20 protein-coding genes are annotated in these 19,572 nt (G+C 63.0%); 13 read left to right on the top strand and 7 right to left on the bottom strand.

Annotated features, from left to right (window positions below):
- Positions 1-30: 30 nt before the first annotated feature.
- The 5 genes from purU to BMW76_RS04410 all read right to left on the bottom strand — a co-directional run bounded on the left by purU (position 31) and on the right by BMW76_RS04410 (position 5,234).
- On the bottom strand, positions 31-894 hold the full coding sequence (purU, locus tag BMW76_RS04430) for a formyltetrahydrofolate deformylase (RefSeq protein ID WP_090863425.1): 864 nt from the start codon (positions 892-894) through the stop codon (positions 31-33).
- Between the two features lie 84 nt (positions 895-978).
- Positions 979-1,827, bottom strand: a complete 849-nt coding sequence (locus BMW76_RS04425; protein ID WP_090863421.1) for an NUDIX hydrolase — start codon at positions 1,825-1,827, stop codon at positions 979-981.
- An 83-nt stretch (positions 1,828-1,910) separates the two neighbouring features.
- Positions 1,911-2,525, bottom strand: a complete 615-nt coding sequence (locus BMW76_RS04420; protein ID WP_090863418.1) for a LysE family translocator — start codon at positions 2,523-2,525, stop codon at positions 1,911-1,913.
- Between the two features lie 25 nt (positions 2,526-2,550).
- Positions 2,551-3,117 (bottom strand): adenine phosphoribosyltransferase, encoded by a 567-nt coding sequence (locus tag BMW76_RS04415; RefSeq protein ID WP_090863416.1) that lies wholly within the window; start codon positions 3,115-3,117, stop codon positions 2,551-2,553.
- A gap of 113 nt (positions 3,118-3,230) precedes the next feature.
- Complete coding sequence (locus BMW76_RS04410) at positions 3,231-5,234, bottom strand: monovalent cation:proton antiporter family protein (RefSeq protein ID WP_090863616.1); 2,004 nt, start codon at positions 5,232-5,234, stop codon at positions 3,231-3,233.
- A gap of 148 nt (positions 5,235-5,382) precedes the next feature.
- Here BMW76_RS04410 and kdsD point away from each other — a divergent pair, with 148 nt between their 5' ends.
- The 11 genes from kdsD (at position 5,383) to BMW76_RS04355 (ending at position 14,977) form a co-directional block, all read left to right on the top strand.
- Positions 5,383-6,366, top strand: coding sequence for an arabinose 5-phosphate isomerase KdsD (gene kdsD / locus BMW76_RS04405; protein ID WP_090863413.1), 984 nt, complete (start codon positions 5,383-5,385; stop codon positions 6,364-6,366).
- On the top strand, positions 6,366-6,929 hold the full coding sequence (locus BMW76_RS04400) for a KdsC family phosphatase (protein ID WP_090863411.1): 564 nt from the start codon (positions 6,366-6,368) through the stop codon (positions 6,927-6,929). The genes kdsD and BMW76_RS04400 overlap by 1 nt, the downstream gene beginning before the upstream one ends.
- Positions 6,926-7,531, top strand: a complete 606-nt coding sequence (gene lptC / locus BMW76_RS04395) for an LPS export ABC transporter periplasmic protein LptC (RefSeq protein WP_090863408.1) — start codon at positions 6,926-6,928, stop codon at positions 7,529-7,531. The genes BMW76_RS04400 and lptC overlap by 4 nt, the downstream gene beginning before the upstream one ends.
- Before the next feature lie 21 nt (positions 7,532-7,552).
- Complete coding sequence (gene lptA / locus BMW76_RS04390) at positions 7,553-8,230, top strand: lipopolysaccharide transport periplasmic protein LptA (RefSeq protein ID WP_090863405.1); 678 nt, start codon at positions 7,553-7,555, stop codon at positions 8,228-8,230.
- Complete coding sequence (lptB, locus tag BMW76_RS04385) at positions 8,227-9,009, top strand: LPS export ABC transporter ATP-binding protein (RefSeq protein WP_090863402.1); 783 nt, start codon at positions 8,227-8,229, stop codon at positions 9,007-9,009. The genes lptA and lptB overlap by 4 nt, the downstream gene beginning before the upstream one ends.
- Before the next feature lie 205 nt (positions 9,010-9,214).
- Positions 9,215-10,732: an RNA polymerase factor sigma-54 gene (locus tag BMW76_RS04380; protein ID WP_090863399.1), complete on the top strand. Its 1,518-nt coding sequence runs from the start codon at positions 9,215-9,217 to the stop codon at positions 10,730-10,732.
- A gap of 173 nt (positions 10,733-10,905) precedes the next feature.
- Positions 10,906-11,265 carry a ribosome hibernation-promoting factor, HPF/YfiA family gene (gene hpf, locus BMW76_RS04375; RefSeq protein WP_090863397.1) on the top strand — a complete coding sequence of 120 codons (360 nt, stop codon included), beginning with the start codon at positions 10,906-10,908 and terminating at the stop codon, positions 11,263-11,265.
- Between the two features lie 314 nt (positions 11,266-11,579).
- Entirely contained in the window at positions 11,580-12,095 is a 516-nt protein-coding gene (gene ptsN, locus BMW76_RS04370) for a PTS IIA-like nitrogen regulatory protein PtsN (protein ID WP_090863395.1), read from the top strand.
- A 248-nt stretch (positions 12,096-12,343) separates the two neighbouring features.
- Entirely contained in the window at positions 12,344-13,312 is a 969-nt protein-coding gene (gene hprK, locus BMW76_RS04365) for an HPr(Ser) kinase/phosphatase (protein WP_028365019.1), read from the top strand.
- A gap of 77 nt (positions 13,313-13,389) precedes the next feature.
- Complete coding sequence (gene rapZ, locus BMW76_RS04360) at positions 13,390-14,283, top strand: RNase adapter RapZ (protein ID WP_090863392.1); 894 nt, start codon at positions 13,390-13,392, stop codon at positions 14,281-14,283.
- A gap of 58 nt (positions 14,284-14,341) precedes the next feature.
- The gene (locus tag BMW76_RS04355; protein ID WP_090863389.1) at positions 14,342-14,977 is read left to right on the top strand and encodes an LON peptidase substrate-binding domain-containing protein; all 636 of its coding nucleotides are present in this window, start codon (positions 14,342-14,344) and stop codon (positions 14,975-14,977) included.
- 11 nt (positions 14,978-14,988) lie between these two features.
- Here the strand turns inward: BMW76_RS04355 and mutY are convergent, their stop codons facing one another.
- Positions 14,989-16,104: an A/G-specific adenine glycosylase gene (gene mutY, locus BMW76_RS04350; RefSeq protein WP_090863386.1), complete on the bottom strand. Its 1,116-nt coding sequence runs from the start codon at positions 16,102-16,104 to the stop codon at positions 14,989-14,991.
- Between the two features lie 49 nt (positions 16,105-16,153).
- Positions 16,154-16,984 carry a bifunctional DNA-formamidopyrimidine glycosylase/DNA-(apurinic or apyrimidinic site) lyase gene (gene mutM / locus BMW76_RS04345; protein WP_090863383.1) on the bottom strand — a complete coding sequence of 277 codons (831 nt, stop codon included), beginning with the start codon at positions 16,982-16,984 and terminating at the stop codon, positions 16,154-16,156.
- 87 nt (positions 16,985-17,071) lie between these two features.
- Here mutM and BMW76_RS04340 point away from each other — a divergent pair, with 87 nt between their 5' ends.
- On the top strand, positions 17,072-18,913 hold the full coding sequence (locus BMW76_RS04340; protein ID WP_090863381.1) for a tetratricopeptide repeat protein: 1,842 nt from the start codon (positions 17,072-17,074) through the stop codon (positions 18,911-18,913).
- On the top strand, positions 18,913-19,545 hold the full coding sequence (lolB, locus tag BMW76_RS04335; RefSeq protein WP_090863378.1) for a lipoprotein insertase outer membrane protein LolB: 633 nt from the start codon (positions 18,913-18,915) through the stop codon (positions 19,543-19,545). Before BMW76_RS04340 ends, lolB begins: the two co-directional genes overlap by 1 nt.
- Positions 19,546-19,572: the final 27 nt, after the last annotated feature.

Below are 19,572 nucleotides of genomic sequence, written 5' to 3'. Positions count from 1 at the left end.
CGCGCCGGTTTTAGCGAAAAGAAAAGCGAATCAGCGGAACACGACCGTCTTGCTGCCGTTCAGCACGATACGGTGCTCGACGTGCCACTTCACTGCGCGCGCGAGCGTCACGCATTCGACATCGCGGCCGATGCCCGTCAGCTGATCCGGCGTCATGCTGTGATCGACGCGCTCCACTTCCTGCTCGATGATCGGGCCTTCGTCGAGATCCGTCGTCACGTAGTGCGCCGTTGCGCCGATCAGCTTCACGCCGCGATCGAACGCCTGGTAGTACGGCTTCGCGCCCTTGAAGCTCGGCAGGAACGAATGATGGATGTTGATCGCGCGCCCCGCCAACCGCTCGCACAATTCAGGCGAGAGAATCTGCATGTAGCGCGCGAGCACGACGAGATCCGCCTTGCATTCGTCGATCACTTCAAGCACGCGCGCTTCCTGCTGCGCCTTCGCGTCCTTCGACGTCAACGGGAAGTGATGAAACGGAATGTCGTAGCTCGCGGCAAGCTGATAGAACTCCTTGTGGTTCGAGATGATCGCGGGAATCTCGATGTTCAGTTGCCCGGTGCGATACCGAAACAGCAGATCGTTCAGACAGTGGCCGATCTTCGACACCATGATCACGACACGCGGCTTCACGTTCGCGTCGTGCAATTCCCAGCGCATGCCGAACTGCGCGGCGAGCGTCGCGAATGCTTCGCGCAGCGCTTCGAGGCCGGGATCGCCGCCCACCTGCTGAAAGTGGACGCGCATGAAGAACTCGCCCGTGTGGCTGTCGCCGAATTGCGCGGAGTCGAGGATGTTGCTGCCGCGCTCGAACAGAAAGCCTGACACGGCGTGAACGATGCCGGGCCGATCGGCGCACGACAGTTTGAGAATAAAGCTGTGTTCGGTCGACATGACCTCGGTGACTCCCTTCTTCAGTGCGTGTTTCGTAGAGTGTATGCAGTGCTTCGGATGCGCGTGCGCGTTCGTCCGTCAGTGTCAGTCGGAGACGGGCGGCTCGAACAGCGCGTCGATGCCGGCACACGCGTCTTCGTCGATCCAGCGGCGGCGCAGCAGGCAATCGAGCGTCGCGAGGCTCGCATCGACCGTCATTGCGCCTTCTTCGATCGACTGCGCGACATCTTCGATGCGCGCCAGCCGATGCTCGCCCACTTCGCCGTCCTGATTGCGCGGCGCGAAGTCTGCCGGCAATGCGAGGTCGTAGATGAAGATCTGCTCGGCCTGCGTGCCTTCGGGCAGCGATTGCAGCACGTGTGCCGTGCGTCCCGCGACCGCGCGCGCGGCGATCTCTTGCGGAATGCCCGCTTCTTCCCAGCATTCCTTGACGATCGTCTCAGTGAGACTAAAGCCCCAGCCGATGCCACCCGCGACGACGTTGTCGAGCATGCCCGGATCGGTCGCCTTCGTGTCGCTGCGGCGCGCGATCCACAACTGCGGCGCGCGATCTTCATATTCTACGACGCCGTTCAGATGCACCGCGTACGTCATCGTGCCGAAAAAGCGAGACGCCGCGCGCTCGATATACGCGAGCGGCGGCGCATCGAACGCATTGCGGATCGCGTAGGTTTCGTCGCGCCAGCCGGGAATGCAGCCGTCGGCGGCGAGCGCGCCGATCACCGAACCCAGCGCGGCGCTACGCAGTGCGACGGTGCTGAATTGCGGCGCCAACGTAACGCTCTTCGCATCGATGTCGAACACATCCGGCCAGCGCACGAGCAGCGGCACGTCGGTCGCGCGAATCCAGCCGACGCGCTCCCCGTCGATCACGAACGGAAGATGTTGCGAAGGATCGAAGCGACGCGCGGCGGCAATGCAAGGCAAAGACATGAAAGCTCCAGACAGCGTGCTACGTGATGACGAACCAACCGACAACTCAGACGACTCAAGCGGCAAACAACGAATCAATCAAATCAATCGCGCAGCGCGACGCGGATACCGATCGCGATGAACGTCGCGCCCGCGAGCCGGTCAAGCCACACGCCCACGCGCGGACGACGCCGCAGCCATCCGCCGATCACACCCGCGCACACGCCGAACAGCGAGAACACGACGACGGTTTGCATCATGAACAGCGCGCCCAGTTCGAGCATCTGCAACGTGGCGCTCTGCGCGCCATGCGGGTCGACGAATTGCGGCAGGAACACGACGAAGAACAGCGTCACCTTCGGGTTCATCATGTTGCCGACCACGCTCTGCCTGAAGATCGACGAAAGCGGCTGCGGCGGGCGCTCGTGCGCCGTCGCGAGACCGTTGCTGCGCAATGCCTTGATGCCGATCCACACGAGATACGCAGCGCCCGCGAGCTTGATGATCTGAAACGCGACAGGCGACGAGCGCAGCACGGCGGCGACGCCGAGCGCCGCGAGCGTCGTGTGAAACGAAATGCCCGCGGCGAAACCGAGCGCGGCGACGAAGCCCGCCGCCCGTCCTTGCGAAATGCCGCGCGCGAGCACTTGCAGATTGTCGGGGCCGGGCGCGAACGTGATCGCTATCGACGTCGCGAGAAAGAGCAGGAAATTGGGCATTGCTCGGAAGCTCCGTTGGAAAGACTCAATGACCGCCGAATCCCGTCACGGTGAAAAGCGGCAGCCCGGCATCGCGCAGCAGCTTCGAGCCGCCGAGGTCGGGCAGATCGATGATCGCCGCCCCTTCGACCACCGTCGCGCCAAGACGCTCGAGCAGCTTCTTTCCCGCCATCATCGTGCCGCCCGTCGCGATCAGATCGTCGACGATCACGATGCGGTCGCCGGGCTTGCACGCGTCCTCATGAATCTCGACGGTCGCCGTGCCGTATTCGAGCGCATACGATTCGGACACCGTTCTATACGGCAGCTTGCCGATCTTGCGGATCGGGATGAAGCCGAGGTTCAGCTCGTACGCGAGAATCGGCCCGATGATGAAGCCGCGCGCGTCGAGCCCCGCGATGTAGTCGAGCTTCTGATCGATATAGCGCTGCACGAACATATCGATCAGCACGCGCAGCGTTTTCGGGTTTTGCAGCAACGGCGTGATGTCGCGAAACTGCACGCCGGCCTGCGGCCAGTCGGGCACCGTGCGGATCTGGCTGTTGATGTATTCGGCCGGATCGAATGGCTTGTTCGCAGGCGCGTTGGACATGATGACTCCAGACGGGTCGTCGAAGACCCCGATGTTTCCAGTGAGTTGCTTGAATACGGCGCGCGTTCGTCGAGCGCCGCCGCGTGATCGATGTCGATGGACGGCAGCAAACGTCAGGCCGCCGCCGCGCCCGCGCGCCGATGCCTCGACAGACGCTCCTCCGCTTCCGCCAGTGCTTCAGGCAGGCCGCGCAGCACGACGATGTCGCTTGCGCGAAGTTTAGTCGATGGATCGGGCTCGACGCCGCGAATGCCGTGCCGCCGGATCGCCGTCACTTCGACGCCGAGATCGAAGAGGCCAAGCTCTTCGAGCGTACGCCCGACGGCATCCGCCTTCTCGTCGACGGGGACCGATTGTAGCCGCACCTGCTCGTGGCCGTCGTCGTCATCGACGTCGTCCGCGCCGTGGAAATAGCCGCGCAGCAGACTATAGCGTTCGTCGCGCAACTCCTCGACGCGCCGCACGACGCGCCGCATCGGCACGCCCATTACGACGAGCGTGTGCGACGCGAGCATCAGACTGCCTTCGACGATTTCCGGAATCACTTCCGTCGCTCCCGCGGCAAGCAGCTTTTCGAGGTCGCTGTCGTCGACGGTGCGCACAATGACGGGCAGCGTCGGCTCGAGTTCGTGGATGTTGTGCAGCACGCGCAGCGCCGACGGCGTATTCGCGTACGTGATGGCGACGGTCGCCGCGCGATGGATACCCGCCGCGAGCAGCGACTCGCGCCGCCCGGCGTCGCCGAACACGACCGATTCGCCCGCCGCCGCGGCCGCCGCCACGCGATCGGGATCGAGGTCGAGGGCGACATACGAGAGCCCTTCGTGCTCCAGCATCCGCGCGAGATTCTGCCCGGCGCGGCCGTAGCCGCAGATGATCACGTGGCCCGTTTGCTTCAGGCTTTGCGTCGCGATGCGCGTCATCTGCAACGACTGCATCATCCATTCGGTCGACGACAGCCGCAGCACGATGCGATCCGCGTTCTGAATGAGGAACGGCGCGGCGAGCATCGACAGCAGCATCGCGGCGAGAATCGCCTGCAGGAACGTCGCGTCGACCAGGTGCTTATCGAGGATCAGATTGAGCAGCACAAAGCCGAACTCGCCCGCCTGTGCGAGCCCGATACCCGTGCGCATCGCCACGCCGGGCGTCGCGCCGAACAGTCGCGCGAGCCCCGTGATCATCACGGCTTTCAGCAGCAGCGGACCAATCAGAAACGCGAGCACGACGAGCGGATGCGTCCAGATCACGCGCGGATTCAGCAGCATGCCCGTGGTCACGAAGAAGAGACCGAGCAGCACGTCGCGAAACGGCTTGATGTCCTCTTCCACCTGATGCCGATACGGCGTCTCGGCGATCAGCATGCCAGCGATGAACGCGCCCAGCGCGAGCGACAGGCCGAACCTGTCGGTGATGAACGCCGCGCCCAGTGTGACGAGCAGCAGGTTCAGGACGAACAGTTCCTGCGAACGGCGGCGCGCCACGACGTTGAACCAGCGCGTCATGAATTTCTGCCCGACGATCAGCAGCAGCGACAGCGCGATCACGATCTTGATCGACGCGATGCCGAGCGCTTTCATCAGATCGTCCGAATTGCCGCCCAGCGCGGAGATGATGATCAGAAGCGGCACGACGGCGAGATCCTGGAACAGCAGCACGCCGAAGATATTGCGGCCATGCTCGGTCTCGATCTCGAGCCGCTCCGCGAGCATCTTGCTGACGATGGCCGTCGACGACATCGCGAGCGCGCCGCCCAGCGCGACGCTGCCCTGCCACGAGATATGCACCCAGCGCTCCAGCACCAGACCGACCGATACCGCAACGGCCACCGTGCCGAGCACCTGCAGCAGCCCGAGGCCGAACACGAGCCGGCGCATCGAGCGCAGTTTCGCGAGCGAAAACTCCAGGCCGATCGAGAACATCAGGAACACGACGCCGAATTCAGCGAGATTCTGCGCGCCGACGGAATCGGGCACGATGCCGAACGCGTGCGGCCCGACGACGATCCCCACCGTCAGATAACCCAGCATCGGCGGCAGGTTCAGATAACGGAACACGACGACGCCCACCACTGAAGCCAGCAGCAGAAACAGCGTCATTTCGAGCGGGGAAATCATCGGCAAAAGCGCATCGGAGAGAGCGTCCTGGTTCGTCAGCGAAGCCACGCGCAAACGCCCGCGCAGCAAGGTCGAAGGGCCGGTGAAGGCAATGTCCGGAACGGTCGGTCCCGGCGCGGCGAACATACGCCTTTGCTATACTCCCCGGATGATAGCGAAAATCAATGGCGATCGGGCACTTGCGCTCGCTCGTGACGTGCTCGACATCGAAGCGGACGCCGTGCGCTCCCTTCGCGATCATCTCGACGACTCTTTCGTCGAAGCGATCGATTTCATTCTCGGCTGCCGTGGACGCGTGGTCGTCTCAGGCATTGGCAAATCCGGTCATATCGCGCGCAAGCTGGCGGCGACGCTCGCCAGCACGGGCACGCCCGCGTTCTTCGTGCACCCCGCCGAAGCGAGCCACGGCGACCTCGGCATGGTCACGGCCGAAGACGTGTTCATCGGTATGTCGAATTCCGGCGAATCCGAGGAACTGGTCTCGATCCTGCCGCTGATCAAGCGCCTCGGCGCAAAACTGATCGCGATGACGGGCCGCCCGACTTCGAGTCTCGCCAGGCTCGCCGACGTCCATCTATATTGCGGCGTCGAAAAAGAAGCGTGTCCTCTGAATCTCGCGCCGACGGCGAGCACGACGGCAGCACTCGCGCTCGGCGACGCGCTCGCGGTGGCCGTGCTCGAAGCGCGTGGCTTCGGAGAAGACGATTTCGCGCGCTCGCATCCGGGCGGCGCGCTCGGCCGGCGCCTGCTCACGTATGTGCGCGACGTGATGCGCACGGGCGATCAGATGCCGATGGTCCTGTCCGGATCGACCGTGCGCGACGCGCTGTTCCAGTTGACGGCGAAGCGCATGGGCATGACGGCCATCGTCGACGAAAACGAGCGCGTCAAGGGCATTTTCACCGACGGCGACCTGCGCCGCGTGCTCGAACGCGACGGCGATTTCCGCGCGCTGCCCATCGAATCCGTCATGACACATGGCCCGCGTACGATCGGTCCCGACCGGCTCGCCGTCGAGGCCGTGGAACTGATGGAGCGTCATCGCATCAATCAGATGCTCGTCGTCGATGAAACGGGCAAGCTCATCGGCGCGCTCAACATGCACGACCTGTTCTCGAAGAAGGTGATCTGATGGCCTCTTCCGCCCTGACCGCGGCCGAACGCGCGAGCCGCGTGAAGCTGATGATTTTCGACGTCGACGGCGTGCTCACCGACGGCGGCCTGCTGTTTACGGCCGAAGGCGACACGATGAAGGCGTTCAATTCGATGGACGGCCACGGCGCAAAACTGCTGCGCGAAGCCGGCATCGACACGGCGATCATCACGGGGCGCAAGTCGGGCATCGTCGCGGTGCGCGCGCGGGAATTGCGCATCACGCACCTTTATCAAGGCGTCGAGCACAAGCTCGACGCGTTCGCGCAGCTGCTGAACGAAACAGGCCGCACGCCCGAAGAATGCGGCTACATGGGCGACGACTGGGTCGATCTGGCCGTCATGCTGAAAGTCGGCTTCGCGGCCGCGCCGGCGAACTCGCATCCCGAAGTGATCGCCCGTGCACACTGGGTCAGCGAAGCGCACGGCGGCCACGGCGCCGTGCGCGAAGTATGCGATGCGCTGCTGCGCGCGCAAGGCCGCTATGACGCGCTGCTCGCGGCGGCGTGCAGCGGCGAGATGCCGCGAGGCCTCGTCGGATGAACCGGTTTCGCTGGACTTCGCTGATACCGCTCGTCGCGATGGCGGCGCTCGCAGGAATCACATATTGGCTGCTGCAAGCGACGCTGCCGCGCCAGAACGAAGGCGCGGTCAAGCCGAAGCAGCACACGCCCGATTATTTCGCCGACAGCTTCTCGGTGTCCGAGCTCGATCAGTCGGGCGCGACGCAATACCGCCTCACCGCGGCGAAGCTCGTTCACTACGAGGACACCGAAGTGAGCGACCTGACGAAGCCCGCGATCCGCGCGTTTCAGCCCGCCAAGCCCGTCGTCACCGCGACGGGCGATCGCGGCACGGTGAACGCGGACGCGTCGATCGTCGATCTGTACGACAACGCGCGCATCCTGCGCGACGCAGGCTACGGCGATCCGCAAATGCAGGCCGATTCCTCGCATTTCCGCGTGCTCGTCAACGACGATGTGATCGAGACAGAAAAGCCGGTTAAACTTCAGCGCGGCCAGTCGATCATGACGGCCAGCGGCATGAAATACAACAATGTCACCCGGGTCATGCAGCTATTCGGCAACGTGCGCGGCGCCATCGCCCCCGTCGACTCCGGCGGCTCCCAGAAGCAACCCGGGTAATCCAATTCCAGGCGTGACTGCATGAACGAATCGTTCCCCCGTTTTGAGTCCGGCCGCATGCGCGCGCTGTGCGCGAGCCGCGCCGGATTTGCGGCACTGTTGCTCGCATTACCGCTCGCCGGTTTTGCGCCGCTCGCGCACGCAGAGCGTGCCGACAAGGACAAGCCGCTCAACATCGAAGCGGACAACATGACGTACGACGACCTCAAGCAGGTCAACATTTTCACCGGCCACGTGGTCGCGACAAAAGGCACGATCGTCATCAAGGCGGACCGCGTCGAAGTTTCGCAGGACCCGCAGGGCTATCAGTATGCAACGGGCACGTCGACGGGCAAGAATCTCGCGTATTTCCGCCAGAAGCGCGACGGCGTCAACGAATACATCGACGGCGATGCCGAACGCATCGACTACGACGGCAAGCAGGACCTCACCACGCTGACGACGCGTGCAACGGTGCGCCGTCTGCAAGGCCTCACGACGCTGATGGACGAAGTGCATGGCAGCGTCATCACGTATGACGGCCAGAACGATTTCTACACGGCGAAGGCCGGCAAGGACGTCGCGGGTCCGGGCAATCCCAATGGCCGCGTGCGCGCGATGCTGTCGCCGCGCAACGGCGGCGCGCAACCGATCAGCGGCCCGTCCGCGACGCTGCAACCGACCAACCAATTCCAAGGACAAGGAACGACGAAGCCGTGAGCGCCCCTGCCCTTCCCAACCGAAAGCCCGCCGGCACCAGCAGTTCGCTCGTCGTACGCAATCTGAAGAAGCGCTATGGCTCGCGCACGGTCGTCAAGGACGTGTCGCTCGACGTGAAAAGCGGTGAAGTGGTCGGACTGCTCGGGCCGAACGGCGCGGGCAAGACCACATCATTCTATATGATCGTCGGCCTCGTGCCGCTCGATGCCGGCGAGATCGACCTCGACGGCAAGTCGATCAGTCTCCTGCCGATTCACAAGCGCGCGTCGCTCGGACTGTCGTATCTGCCGCAGGAAGCTTCCGTTTTCCGCAAGCTCTCGGTCGAGGAAAACATCCGCGCCGTGCTCGAACTGCAGATCGACGACGACGGCAAGCGGCTGTCGAAAGATGCGATCGCGTCGCGCACGGAAGCTTTGCTCGACGAACTGCAGATTGCCCATCTGCGTGAAAATCCTGCGCTGTCGCTGTCGGGTGGCGAGCGCCGCCGTGTCGAAATTGCACGAGCGCTCGCGACGAACCCGAGCTTCATTCTGCTCGACGAGCCGTTCGCGGGCGTCGACCCGATCGCCGTGCTGGAAATCCAGAAGATCGTGAAGTTCCTGAAGCAGCGCAACATCGGCGTGCTCATCACCGATCACAACGTCCGGGAGACCCTCGGTATCTGCGATCACGCATACATCATCAGCGACGGCAGCGTGCTCGCGGCCGGCGCCCCCGGCGACATCATCGAAAACGAGAGCGTGCGCCGCGTCTATCTGGGCGAACACTTCCGCATGTAAAGCGCGCCCGCGCCGGGCGGCGGCCGCGTTCGGCGTGCCCTTCTTCGCCCAACCCTGCGGCCGTTTCAGGAACGGGTCCAGTATTTTTGACGCCGGACTGGCTTGTTTCGGCCGTCCGCGCCAAAATCTCATGCACGCGCGTTTTTGCGGGTGTCGCAATGTATCGCGGTCGTGGCAAACTCTCTACAATGATTCACAACTTGCCATGAAAGCCAGCCTCCAACTCCGCCTGTCGCAGCATCTTGCGCTGACACCTCAACTGCAGCAGTCCATCCGGCTGCTGCAGCTGTCTACGCTTGAGCTGCAACAGGAAGTCTCGATGGCGATCGCTCAGAATCCGCTGCTCGAAGCGGAGGACGACTGGATCGCGAGTCCGTTGCGCGTCGCCGCCGACGGAACCGTGATCGCGCAGACGCCGCAGGGCGCCGCGCCGGAGGAAATGTCGAGCGCGCCGCCGTCGAGTTCGTCGACGTCGACCAGCGAGAGCGCCGATGGCGGCGAACCGCAGAGCGTCGACGAGTACAACGGCCTGGGATCGGATGCGAACGCCGATTCGAGCCAGTGGAACCTCGACGACTACGGCCGTTCAGGCAACGCATCGGACGACGACGATCTGCCGCCGCTGCAAATCCACGAATCGACTACGACGCTGCGCGATCATCTGACCGCGCAATTGCGCGTGACGCAAGCAAGTCCGCGCGACCGCGCGCTCGTCACGTTCCTGATCGAATCGCTCGATGACGACGGCTATCTGACGGCTACCTTCGACGAAATTCTCGCAGACCTCCCCGAAGAACTGGAAGTCGATACCGACGAACTGAACGCGGCGCTGGCGTTGCTGCACAGCTTCGATCCGGCGGGTGTCGGCGCGCGTTCGGCTTCGGAGTGCCTGCGTCTGCAATTGTGCCGGCTCGGGCCATCGCCGACGCGCACGCTCGCGCTCGACATCGTCGCGCATCATCTGGAACTGCTCGCCGCGCGCGATTTCACGAGGCTGCGCAAGTACCTGAAGGCCGGCGACGACGACCTGCGCGAAGCCCACGCGCTGATCCGCTCACTCGAACCTTTCCCGGGCGCCGCTTACGGCAAGGCAGAAGCGGACTACGTCGTGCCCGACATCATGGTGCGCAAAACGGCACAGGGATGGCTGGCCGAACTGAACCCTGAAGTCGTGCCGAAGCTGCGTATCAACCATCTGTACGCGAATATCCTGCGCAACAATCGCGGCGATCCGGGCAGCGGTTCGCTGCGGCAACAACTACAGGAAGCGCGTTGGCTGATAAAAAATATTCAGCAGCGTTTCGAGACGATTCTGCGTGTCGCCCAAGCGATTGTCGAACGTCAAAAGAACTTTTTTGCCCACGGCGAAATTGCCATGCGCCCCTTGGTTTTGCGGGAAATAGCTGATACGCTGGGTTTACACGAGTCGACGGTCTCGCGTGTGACAACCGGCAAGTACATGCTCACCCCGTTCGGGACGCTTGAATTTAAGTACTTCTTCGGATCGCACGTTTCCACCGACACGGGGGGCGCGGCCTCTTCCACGGCCATTCGCGCACTCATCAAGCAACTGATAGGAGCAGAAGACACCAAATCTCCTCTTTCAGACAGCCGCATTGCCGAACTGCTGGCAGAACAGGGCTTCGTGGTCGCGCGCCGTACCGTTGCGAAGTATCGCGAAGCACTGAAAATCCCAGCAGTCAATCTGCGCAAGTCTCTGTAGCCCGCTGCCTCCTGTGGCGGGTATTTTCCGGCCGCGCCGCTGTTTGGCGGAGCAGGCTGGCCGATGCGACCTGCCAGTAGCCTGTCAACGGGGGACGGCGTGGCAGTCGAGGGAATCGACCGGCGCTCGCGCGATTCATGCGGACCAGGCGGCCACTAGCTTGGAGAAGCACTATGAATCTGAAGATCAGTGGACACCATCTCGAAGTAACGCCAGCGTTGCGAGAATACGTGATCACCAAACTAGACAGGGTGCTAAGACATTTCGATCAGGTGATCGATGGCAATGTGGTCCTCTCGGTCGACAACCACAAGGAAAAGGAAAAGAGACAAAAGGTTGAAATCAACCTGCATCTGAAAGGCAAGGATATTTTCGTCGAAAGCTGCGATGGCGACCTTTACGCCGCGATCGACCTGATGATCGACAAGCTGGATCGGCAAGTCATTCGTCACAAGGATCGCCTGCAGGGCCATCAGCATGATGCGATCAAGTATCAGCCGGTGGCGGCGCAACCCGAAGTGCCACCGCAATAAGCAGATCCGGAAGTTGCTTTCCCTTCCCCGCGAAACCGCCCGACATCGGGCGGTTTTTCGTTGAGAAGCACTTCGCGGTCGATTGATTACCAGTGCGCCACGTTCATGCGAACGTTCGGCCCGCACACGCGATACGGGACGACTCGTCTTTTCACTCATGGCGCGGCGCACCATATGTTGCAACCCTGTTCTATAATGAATCGGTTGCCTTTCGGGGTTTTGTCCAGCCCGAGTCCTGCACAAAGGGGTCGTTGCGGATCTCAGGGGCGGGGCTCATTGCGCATCGTTGTGTCCGCTATGAGCAGTTGCCGCGCATGGAACGCTTTTCAAACGCCACAGCGAGGAGAATCCAGGCGACCTTTGCGCCTGCCAACATGAATCGTTTAGCCAAATATCTTCCCCTCGAAAACGTCGTCGTCGGTCTTTCGGTTACCAGCAAGAAGCGCGTATTCGAGCAAGCGGGCCTGATCTTCGAAAACCAGAACGGTATCGCCCGCAGCACAGTGACTGACAATCTGTTCGCGCGCGAGCGTCTCGGTTCGACGGGACTCGGCGAAGGCGTCGCAATCCCGCACGGCCGCATCAAGGGCCTCAAGCAGCCGCTCGCCGCCTTCGTGCGCGTGTCCGAACCGATCCCGTTCGAATCGCCCGACGGCCAGCCCGTTTCGCTGCTCATCTTCCTGCTGGTCCCCGAACAGGCGACGCAGCAACATCTCGAGATCCTGTCGGAGATCGCCCAACTGTTGTCGGATCGCGAAGCGCGCGAACGGCTGCACACGGAACAAGACCGGGAGGCATTGCATCGCCTGCTCACTCAGTGGCAACCTTGACGTATCGGCGTCGCGCAGCGTCCGTGAGTAGAGCACGAGACCGCGTCCGGGGCACGCGGCGACCGTCGTGTGAACAGGGCGTCGCGGCGAGCCGAACACATCCCGCGCGAAGCGTGGCGGAATGCGCGACAAGCGGGTAACGAGCAGGCAAACAGGCGGGGCAACGGCCAGAGCGCACCGAAGCGGCACTACGGCAGCACCAGGGCGGCACCACAGCGGCACATATGAAGTCAGGGAGTCAGGGATTCATGGATACGTCCAGCATCAACGCCCAAAGCATTTTCGACGACAACGCCGCCGCGCTGAAGCTCAGCTGGCTGACGGGGCATGAGGGCTGGGAGCGTGGCTTCTCGGCGGAAACGGTTGCGACTGCAACGTCCAGTGCCGACCTCGTCGGCCACCTCAACCTGATCCACCCCAACCGGATCCAGGTGCTCGGCGATGCCGAAACCAATTACTACCAGCGTCAATCCGACGAAGACCGTTCGCGCCACATGGCCGAGCTGATCGCGCTCGAACCGCCGTTCCTCGTGGTCGCGGGCGGCGTCGCCGCGCCGCCGGAACTGGTCCTGCGCTGCACGCGTTCATCGACGCCGCTCTTCACGACACCGATGTCGCCCGCTGCCGTGATCGACAGCCTGCGCCTCTACATGTCGCGTATTCTCGCGCCGCGTGCAACGTTACACGGCGTGTTCCTCGACATCCTGGGCATGGGTGTGCTGCTCACGGGTGACTCCGGCCTCGGCAAGAGCGAGCTCGGCCTCGAACTGATCAGCCGCGGCCACGGTCTCGTCGCCGACGATGCCGTCGACTTCGTACGCCTCGGCCCGGATTTCGTCGAAGGACGCTGCCCGCCCCTGCTTCAGAATCTTCTGGAAGTACGCGGCCTGGGGCTGCTCGACATCAAGACGATCTTCGGTGAAACGGCCGTGCGCCGGAAAATGAAACTGAAGCTGATCGTGCAACTGGTGCGTCGACCGGACGGCGAATTCCAGCGCCTGCCGCTCGAGAGCCAGACCGTCGACGTGCTCGGCTTGCCGATCAGCAAGGTCACGATCCAGGTGGCGGCCGGCCGAAACCTCGCGGTGCTGGTCGAGGCAGCCGTGCGCAACACGATCCTGCAACTGCGCGGCATCGATACCTTGCGCGACTTCATGGACCGCCAGCGTCTCGCGATGCAGGACCCCGACAGCCAGTTTCCCGGCAAGCTGATCTGACGCGATGGACGAGAAGCCGCAGCGGCACAGCAGGCGGCACCGGATGCTATGATGAACTCAACGGATTCCTCGACTCCATGCGCATTATCCTGATCACCGGCATCTCCGGCTCCGGCAAATCTGTTGCGTTGAACGCGCTTGAAGACGCGGGCTACTACTGCGTCGACAATCTGCCGCCGCGCTTTCTGCCCGAACTCGCCGGCTACATCGCAAGCGACGGCCAGGACAAGCTCGCGGTCGCGATCGACGCACGCTCGGGCGCCTCGCTCGAAGACATGCCGCAGATGATCCGCGATCTCGCCGGCCAGCACGATGTGCGCGTGCTGTTCCTGAACGCCAGCACGCAAGCCCTGATCCAACGCTTTTCCGAAACGCGCCGCCGTCATCCGCTGTCGGGCTCGCCCGCGCACGATGCCGACGTCGGCGTGCTGACATCGCTTGCGGAAGCGATCGAACGCGAGCGAGAACTCGTCGCAGGTCTCGCGGAGTTCGGCCATCAGATCGACACCAGCAACCTGCGGGCAAACGTCTTGCGCGCGTGGGTCAAGCGTTTCATCGAGCAGGAGCACACGGGTCTTGCGCTGATGTTCGAGTCGTTCGGCTTCAAGCGCGGCGTGCCGCTCGATGCCGACTTCGTGTTCGATGTGCGCGCGCTGCCGAACCCATACTACGACCGCGAGCTGCGTCCGTTGACGGGGCTCGACAAGCCCGTCATCGATTTCCTCGATGCATTGCCGATCGTCCAGCAGATGATGGCCGACATCGAGTCGTTCCTGCAGAAGTGGCTACCGCATTTCCGCGACGACAATCGCAGTTACCTGACCGTCGCAATCGGTTGCACGGGCGGACAGCACCGCTCGGTATTCATCGCCGAAACGCTTGCCGCGCGTTTCGCGAGCGAAGCGAACGTGATAGTGCGGCATCGCGATGCGCCGATCGACGTCGACGACTCATCGAAACTGGTCGCCTGAGGTCTCCGATGGTGGCTTGACCGGCCGCTCGAGGCGGCCCTAACCGAAGCGTTGCGCCATGTCCTCTACACCGTCCGTGCTTGCCGATGTGCCTCTGTTCCCATTGCACACCGTCCTCTTTCCCGATGGACTGCTGCCTCTGAAAATCTTCGAGGCCCGCTACCTCGATATGGCGCGCGACTGTCTGCGCGACAAGACGCCGTTCGGCGTGTGTCTGCTGAAAAGCGGCGCTGAGGTCGCGCAGCCCAACGAACCTGCTGTGCCGGAAGCGATCGGCTGCCTCGCGGAGATCGACGTGTGCGATGTCGACGAATTCGGCATGCTGCTGATTCGCGCGCGCGGCACAGAACGGTTTCGCCTGCTGTCGCATCGCGTCGAACCGGGTGGCTTGCTGGTCGGCATGGCGGAGCTGATCGGCGGCGACATGCCGCTCGAAGGCACTGGCCATATGGAGAAATTCGGCGCGTGCGCGGAAGTGCTCGAACGCATTATCGCGACCATACGCGAGCGCGACCCGGAAAGTCTTCCGTTCATCGAGCCGTTCAGGCTCGACGATCCCACTTGGGTATCGAACCGCTTGTCAGAAGTGCTGCCGATCGCATTGAAGGCGCGGCAAAAACTGATGGAGTTGCAAGACGCCGGCGCGCGCATCGACGTCGTGCATCACTACATGCAGCAACATCAGCTGCTGTAGCTCGCGGCCATTCAGATCAGCGAGCCCTGCAGGCCTTCGAGCAGCTTGCGCACGGGAGCAGGCACGCCATACGCGTCGAGTTCGTTCAGCGACATCCACACAGTATCGGCATCGCGTGCGTTCGAGGCGTTCGAAGTGCCATCGAGCTCGGCAAGACGCGGCTCGATATCCAGCCTGAAGTGCGTGAACACATGCGTGAGCGGCGCGAGCGGCGACACATCGGCACTCGCGCCGAAGTCGCGCGCGAGTTGCGCGAGCGCCGCTTCATCCGCTGCTTCCGGCAGACTCCACAAGCCGCCCCAAATGCCCGATGGCGGACGCTTTTCGAGCATCACGGTATCGCGGTCGCGCAGCAGCAGCATCCATATGCGACGCGTCGGCACGGTCTTTTTCGGACGCGCCGCCGGCAATTCGCGCTGACGGCCCGTCACCTTCGCCACGCAGTCCACCGCGAACGGACAGCGCGCGCAATCGGGCTTGCCGCGCACACACAGCGTGGCGCCAAGGTCCATCAGGCCTTGCGTGTACGCGCTCACGTCATCGTCGGTTGCGTTCACGGGCAGCAGCGATTCCGCGAGCAGCCACATGCCGTTCTCGACTTTCTTCTCACCCGGAAACCCTTCGACGCCGAATACGCGCGCAAGCACGCGCTTCACGTTGCCATCGAGAATCGTCGCGCGCGCGCCGAATGCGAACGATGCAATCGCAGCCGCCGTCGATCGTCCAATGCCAGGCAATTCCGCGAGCGCTTCCACCGACTCCGGGAACTGGCCGCCGTGCTGTTCGACAACCGCCTGCGCGCAGCGATGCAGATTGCGCGCGCGCGTGTAATAGCCGAGGCCGGCCCACAGCGTCATCACATCGTCGGCGGGCGCGCAGGCTAGCGCGGCCACATCGGGAAAACGCGCGAGAAAACGCGCGTAGTACGGAATCACCGTCGACACCTGCGTCTGCTGCAACATGATCTCGGACAGCCAGATCCGGTATGGATCGCGCGTGTTCTGCCACGGCAGGTCATGACGGCCATGTTCGCGCTGCCATGCGATCAGGCGCACAGAGAAATCGGACAAAGCGGGTATCGTGGCTGTCGAAGAGTCGCTCGCGGATGCAATCGCGGATGTGCTCATAGACGCAGCCGCAGAAGCGGTCGAGGAAACGGAAGCGGACATGAATGATTCAGCGCTGACAGGTCGGACAGTAGTAAGTGGAGCGTTGCCCCTGCACGATCTGTTTGATCGGCGTGCCGCACACGCGGCATGGCAGACCTGCGCGATCATAGACGAAATAGTCGAGCTGGAAGTAGCCGCTCTCGCCGTTGCTGCCGACGAAATCGCGCAGCGTGCTGCCGCCCTTTTCGATCGCGGACGCGAGTGTGGCGCGCACGGAGTCTGCAAGCAGATCGTAACGAACGAGCGAGATGCGTCCGGCGGGGGTGGTCGGTCGGATGCCCGCACGGAACAGGCATTCGGACGCGTAAATGTTGCCCACGCCAACGACGATTTCACCCGCGAGCAGCACCTGCTTCACCGATACCTTGCGTCCGCGCGTCCGACGATGCAGCAGCGCACCGGAAAAAGACGGTGCGAACGGCTCGACGCCGAGCGCTGCCAGCAAGGGATGATCAAGAATGTCGCCTGCCGAGCGCGGGTGCCATAACACAGCGCCGAAGCGGCGCGGATCACGAAAGCGCAAAATGAAGTCGTCGAAGACCCAGTCGACGTGATCGTGCTTCGCGGCTGCCGGCGGATGCGGCACGTTGCGCAGCACTCTGAGCGTCCCCGTCATGCCGAGATGCACGATGAACCAGCCCTCGTCGATCTCGAACAGCAGATATTTGCCGCGCCGTTCCACTTTGTGGACCAGCCGGCCATGCAGCAGGCGCGCGAAACCGGCCGGAATCGGCCAGCGCAGCGTGGGCGTGCGTACATCGACGCGCTCGACGCGCCGCCCGGCGACAAACGGCTCGATCCCGCGTCGCGTAACTTCAACTTCTGGCAACTCTGGCATGTCTAACTGGTCTGCAACTTGCGTCCGTGGTTATGCGCTTATTGTAGCGAGCGCGTTACAATCGTCCGAAACATTGAACGGATCTGTATGAACCTGTCCTTCGTTACGCAGTTTTTTAAGCGCCGGACTGGTGTGAACAGCGTGCCGCACGCTGTTTCCCCGCGCCGGTTGCTCGGCGTGGCCGCTCTGGCTGTCTGGGCGCTCGCCGCATCGCCCGCGCATGCTCAGGATCCGTCTCCCGATACGGATGACAATGCCGTCTCCGTGCAAGACGCCTTCGGCCCTGAATCCGCCGAGGAAAAGAACAATCTGCCGAACGTTGCGCTGACGAGCCAGATCGTCTTCCAGGTGCTCGCAGCGGAAGTCGCGCTCCAGCGCAATCAGCCCGCGCCCGCGTATCAGACCTATCTCTCGCTCGCTCGCGACACGCACGATCCGCGCATGGCGCAGCGCGCGACTGAAATCGCGCTCGCTGCGCAGAGCCCGTCGGATGCGCTGACGGCCGCGCAACTGTGGCAACAATATGCGCCGACGTCCGAGCGCGCCGCACAACTTGATGCATCGCTGCTCGTGCTGTCGGGCAAGCCCGATGACGCAAAGCCGATGCTCGCGAAAGAACTCGCGAAGATCGCGCCGGAAAATCGCGGCAACGGCATTCTCGCGCTGCAGTTGCTGATTTCGCGCGGGCCGAATCGTGTGGGCGGATTGCACGTGCTGCAGGATCTGCTCGCGAACGACATGAACCGCCCGGAAGCGCAGTTCGCGATGGCGCGTCAGCAGCTTCTCGCCGACGATGCGCCCGGCGCGCGCAAGTCGCTCGAACAGGCGCTCAAGCTCAAGCCGGATTATCTGCCCGCTGCGCTGCTGCTCTCGCAGATGGGACCGGAAGAACGTAAGGAAGGCATCGAGTCGCTGGAAAAGTACGTCAAGGCCAATCCGAAGTCGCATGAAGCACGGCTCGCGCTCGCGCAAATGTACCTCGCGAGCGATCGCCTGGAAGACGCGCAGAAACAGTTCGAGTACATGCAGAAGGACAACCCGAACGATCTGACGCCGCTGATGGCGCTTGCGCTCATCAAGATCCAGCAAAAGAATCTGCCCGAAGCGCAGCACTATCTGCAGCAGTACGCGCAGAGAGCCGAAAAAATGCCGGGCGCGGATGCCGGTCAGGCGTATATCTATCTCGCGCAACTGTCGCTCGAACAGAAGGACAACGACGCAGCCGGCCGCTGGCTGGACAAGATTTCGCCGACCAGCACACAGTACGTGCCCGCGCAGATCACGCGCGCGCAGCTGCTGGAAAAGCAGGGCAAAGTCGATGACGCGCGCAAGCTGCTTGCGGGCATTCATCCGCAGGACCCGCGCGATCAGGCGCTGATCGCGCGCACCGACGCCGCCATTCTCTTCGACGCGAAGCGCTATTCGGAAGCCGAAACGCGGCTCGCGCAAGCCTCGAGCGATTTTCCGGAGGACCCCGATCTCACCTACGACTACGCAATGGCTGCGGAAAAGAACAGCCATTTCGACGTGATGGAAACGCAGTTGCGCAAGCTGATGCGCACGCAACCGGATAACGCGCAGGCCTACAACGCGCTCGGCTATTCGCTCGCGGATCGCAACCAGCGTCTGCAGGAAGCGGACAAGCTCGTCGAAAAGGCGCTGTCGCTGGCGCCGAACGATGCGTTCATCATGGATAGCGTCGGCTGGGTCAAGTACCGGCTGGGCGAGACGACGGATGCGATCAATCTGCTGCGCAGGGCCTACGATCTGCAGCCGAATGCCGAAATCGGCGCGCATCTGGGTGAAGTGCTGTGGAAGAGCGGCGATCAGGACCAGGCGCGCGCGGCATGGCGCGATGCGCGCAAGCTCGAACCCGACAACGACACACTCGTAAAAACGCTCAAACGTTTTCAGGTGAACGATCTCTGATGCATTTTTCCCGTCTCTTGTTTTCAACTCCGGCGCCGCGCCGCGCGACGCTGGGTCTCGCAGCCGCAGCCGTCGTCGCCTTGGCGGGCTGTGCTTCCGTCAAGCCGCAGGGCCCATCAACGTCGAATGCCGCAACGGCTGTCACCGCGCAAACGGCCCGCGCGTATCACGGCCGTTTCGCCGTTCAGTACGTCGATCAGAACGGCCAGCAGCGCAATGCATATGGCAATTTCGACTGGCAGGAACACGGCGATACCGTCACGGTGCAATTGCGCAATCCGCTCGGACAGACCATGGCGATCGTGACGTCATCGCCGGCGACCGCCACGCTCGAACTGCCGAACCGTCAGCCGATGACGGCCGATAACGTCTCCACGCTGATGCAAAATGCGCTGGGCTTCACGCTGCCCGTCGAAGGGCTGCGTTACTGGCTGCAGCCGTCCGTCGCGCCGACGTCGAAGGCGACGACCGAAAGCGATCCGCAGCAGCAATCGCATCTGAAGCAGATTCAACAGGACGGCTGGACGATCGACTATCTCGCCTATGCCGATGCGCCTGCAACCGGCGTGAAGCGCGTCAATCTCGAACGTTCCGAACCGCCGCTCGACATCAAGCTCGTGCTCGACCAGTAATTGCGCGCGCGCTCCTTGCAAAGACTC

The sequence above is a fragment of the Paraburkholderia diazotrophica genome (assembly GCF_900108945.1).
Taxonomy (GTDB): Bacteria; Pseudomonadota; Gammaproteobacteria; order Burkholderiales; family Burkholderiaceae; genus Paraburkholderia; species Paraburkholderia diazotrophica.
The sequence above is the reverse complement of the archived record's forward strand: the minus strand, read 5'-3'. Positions and strand labels throughout refer to the sequence as shown.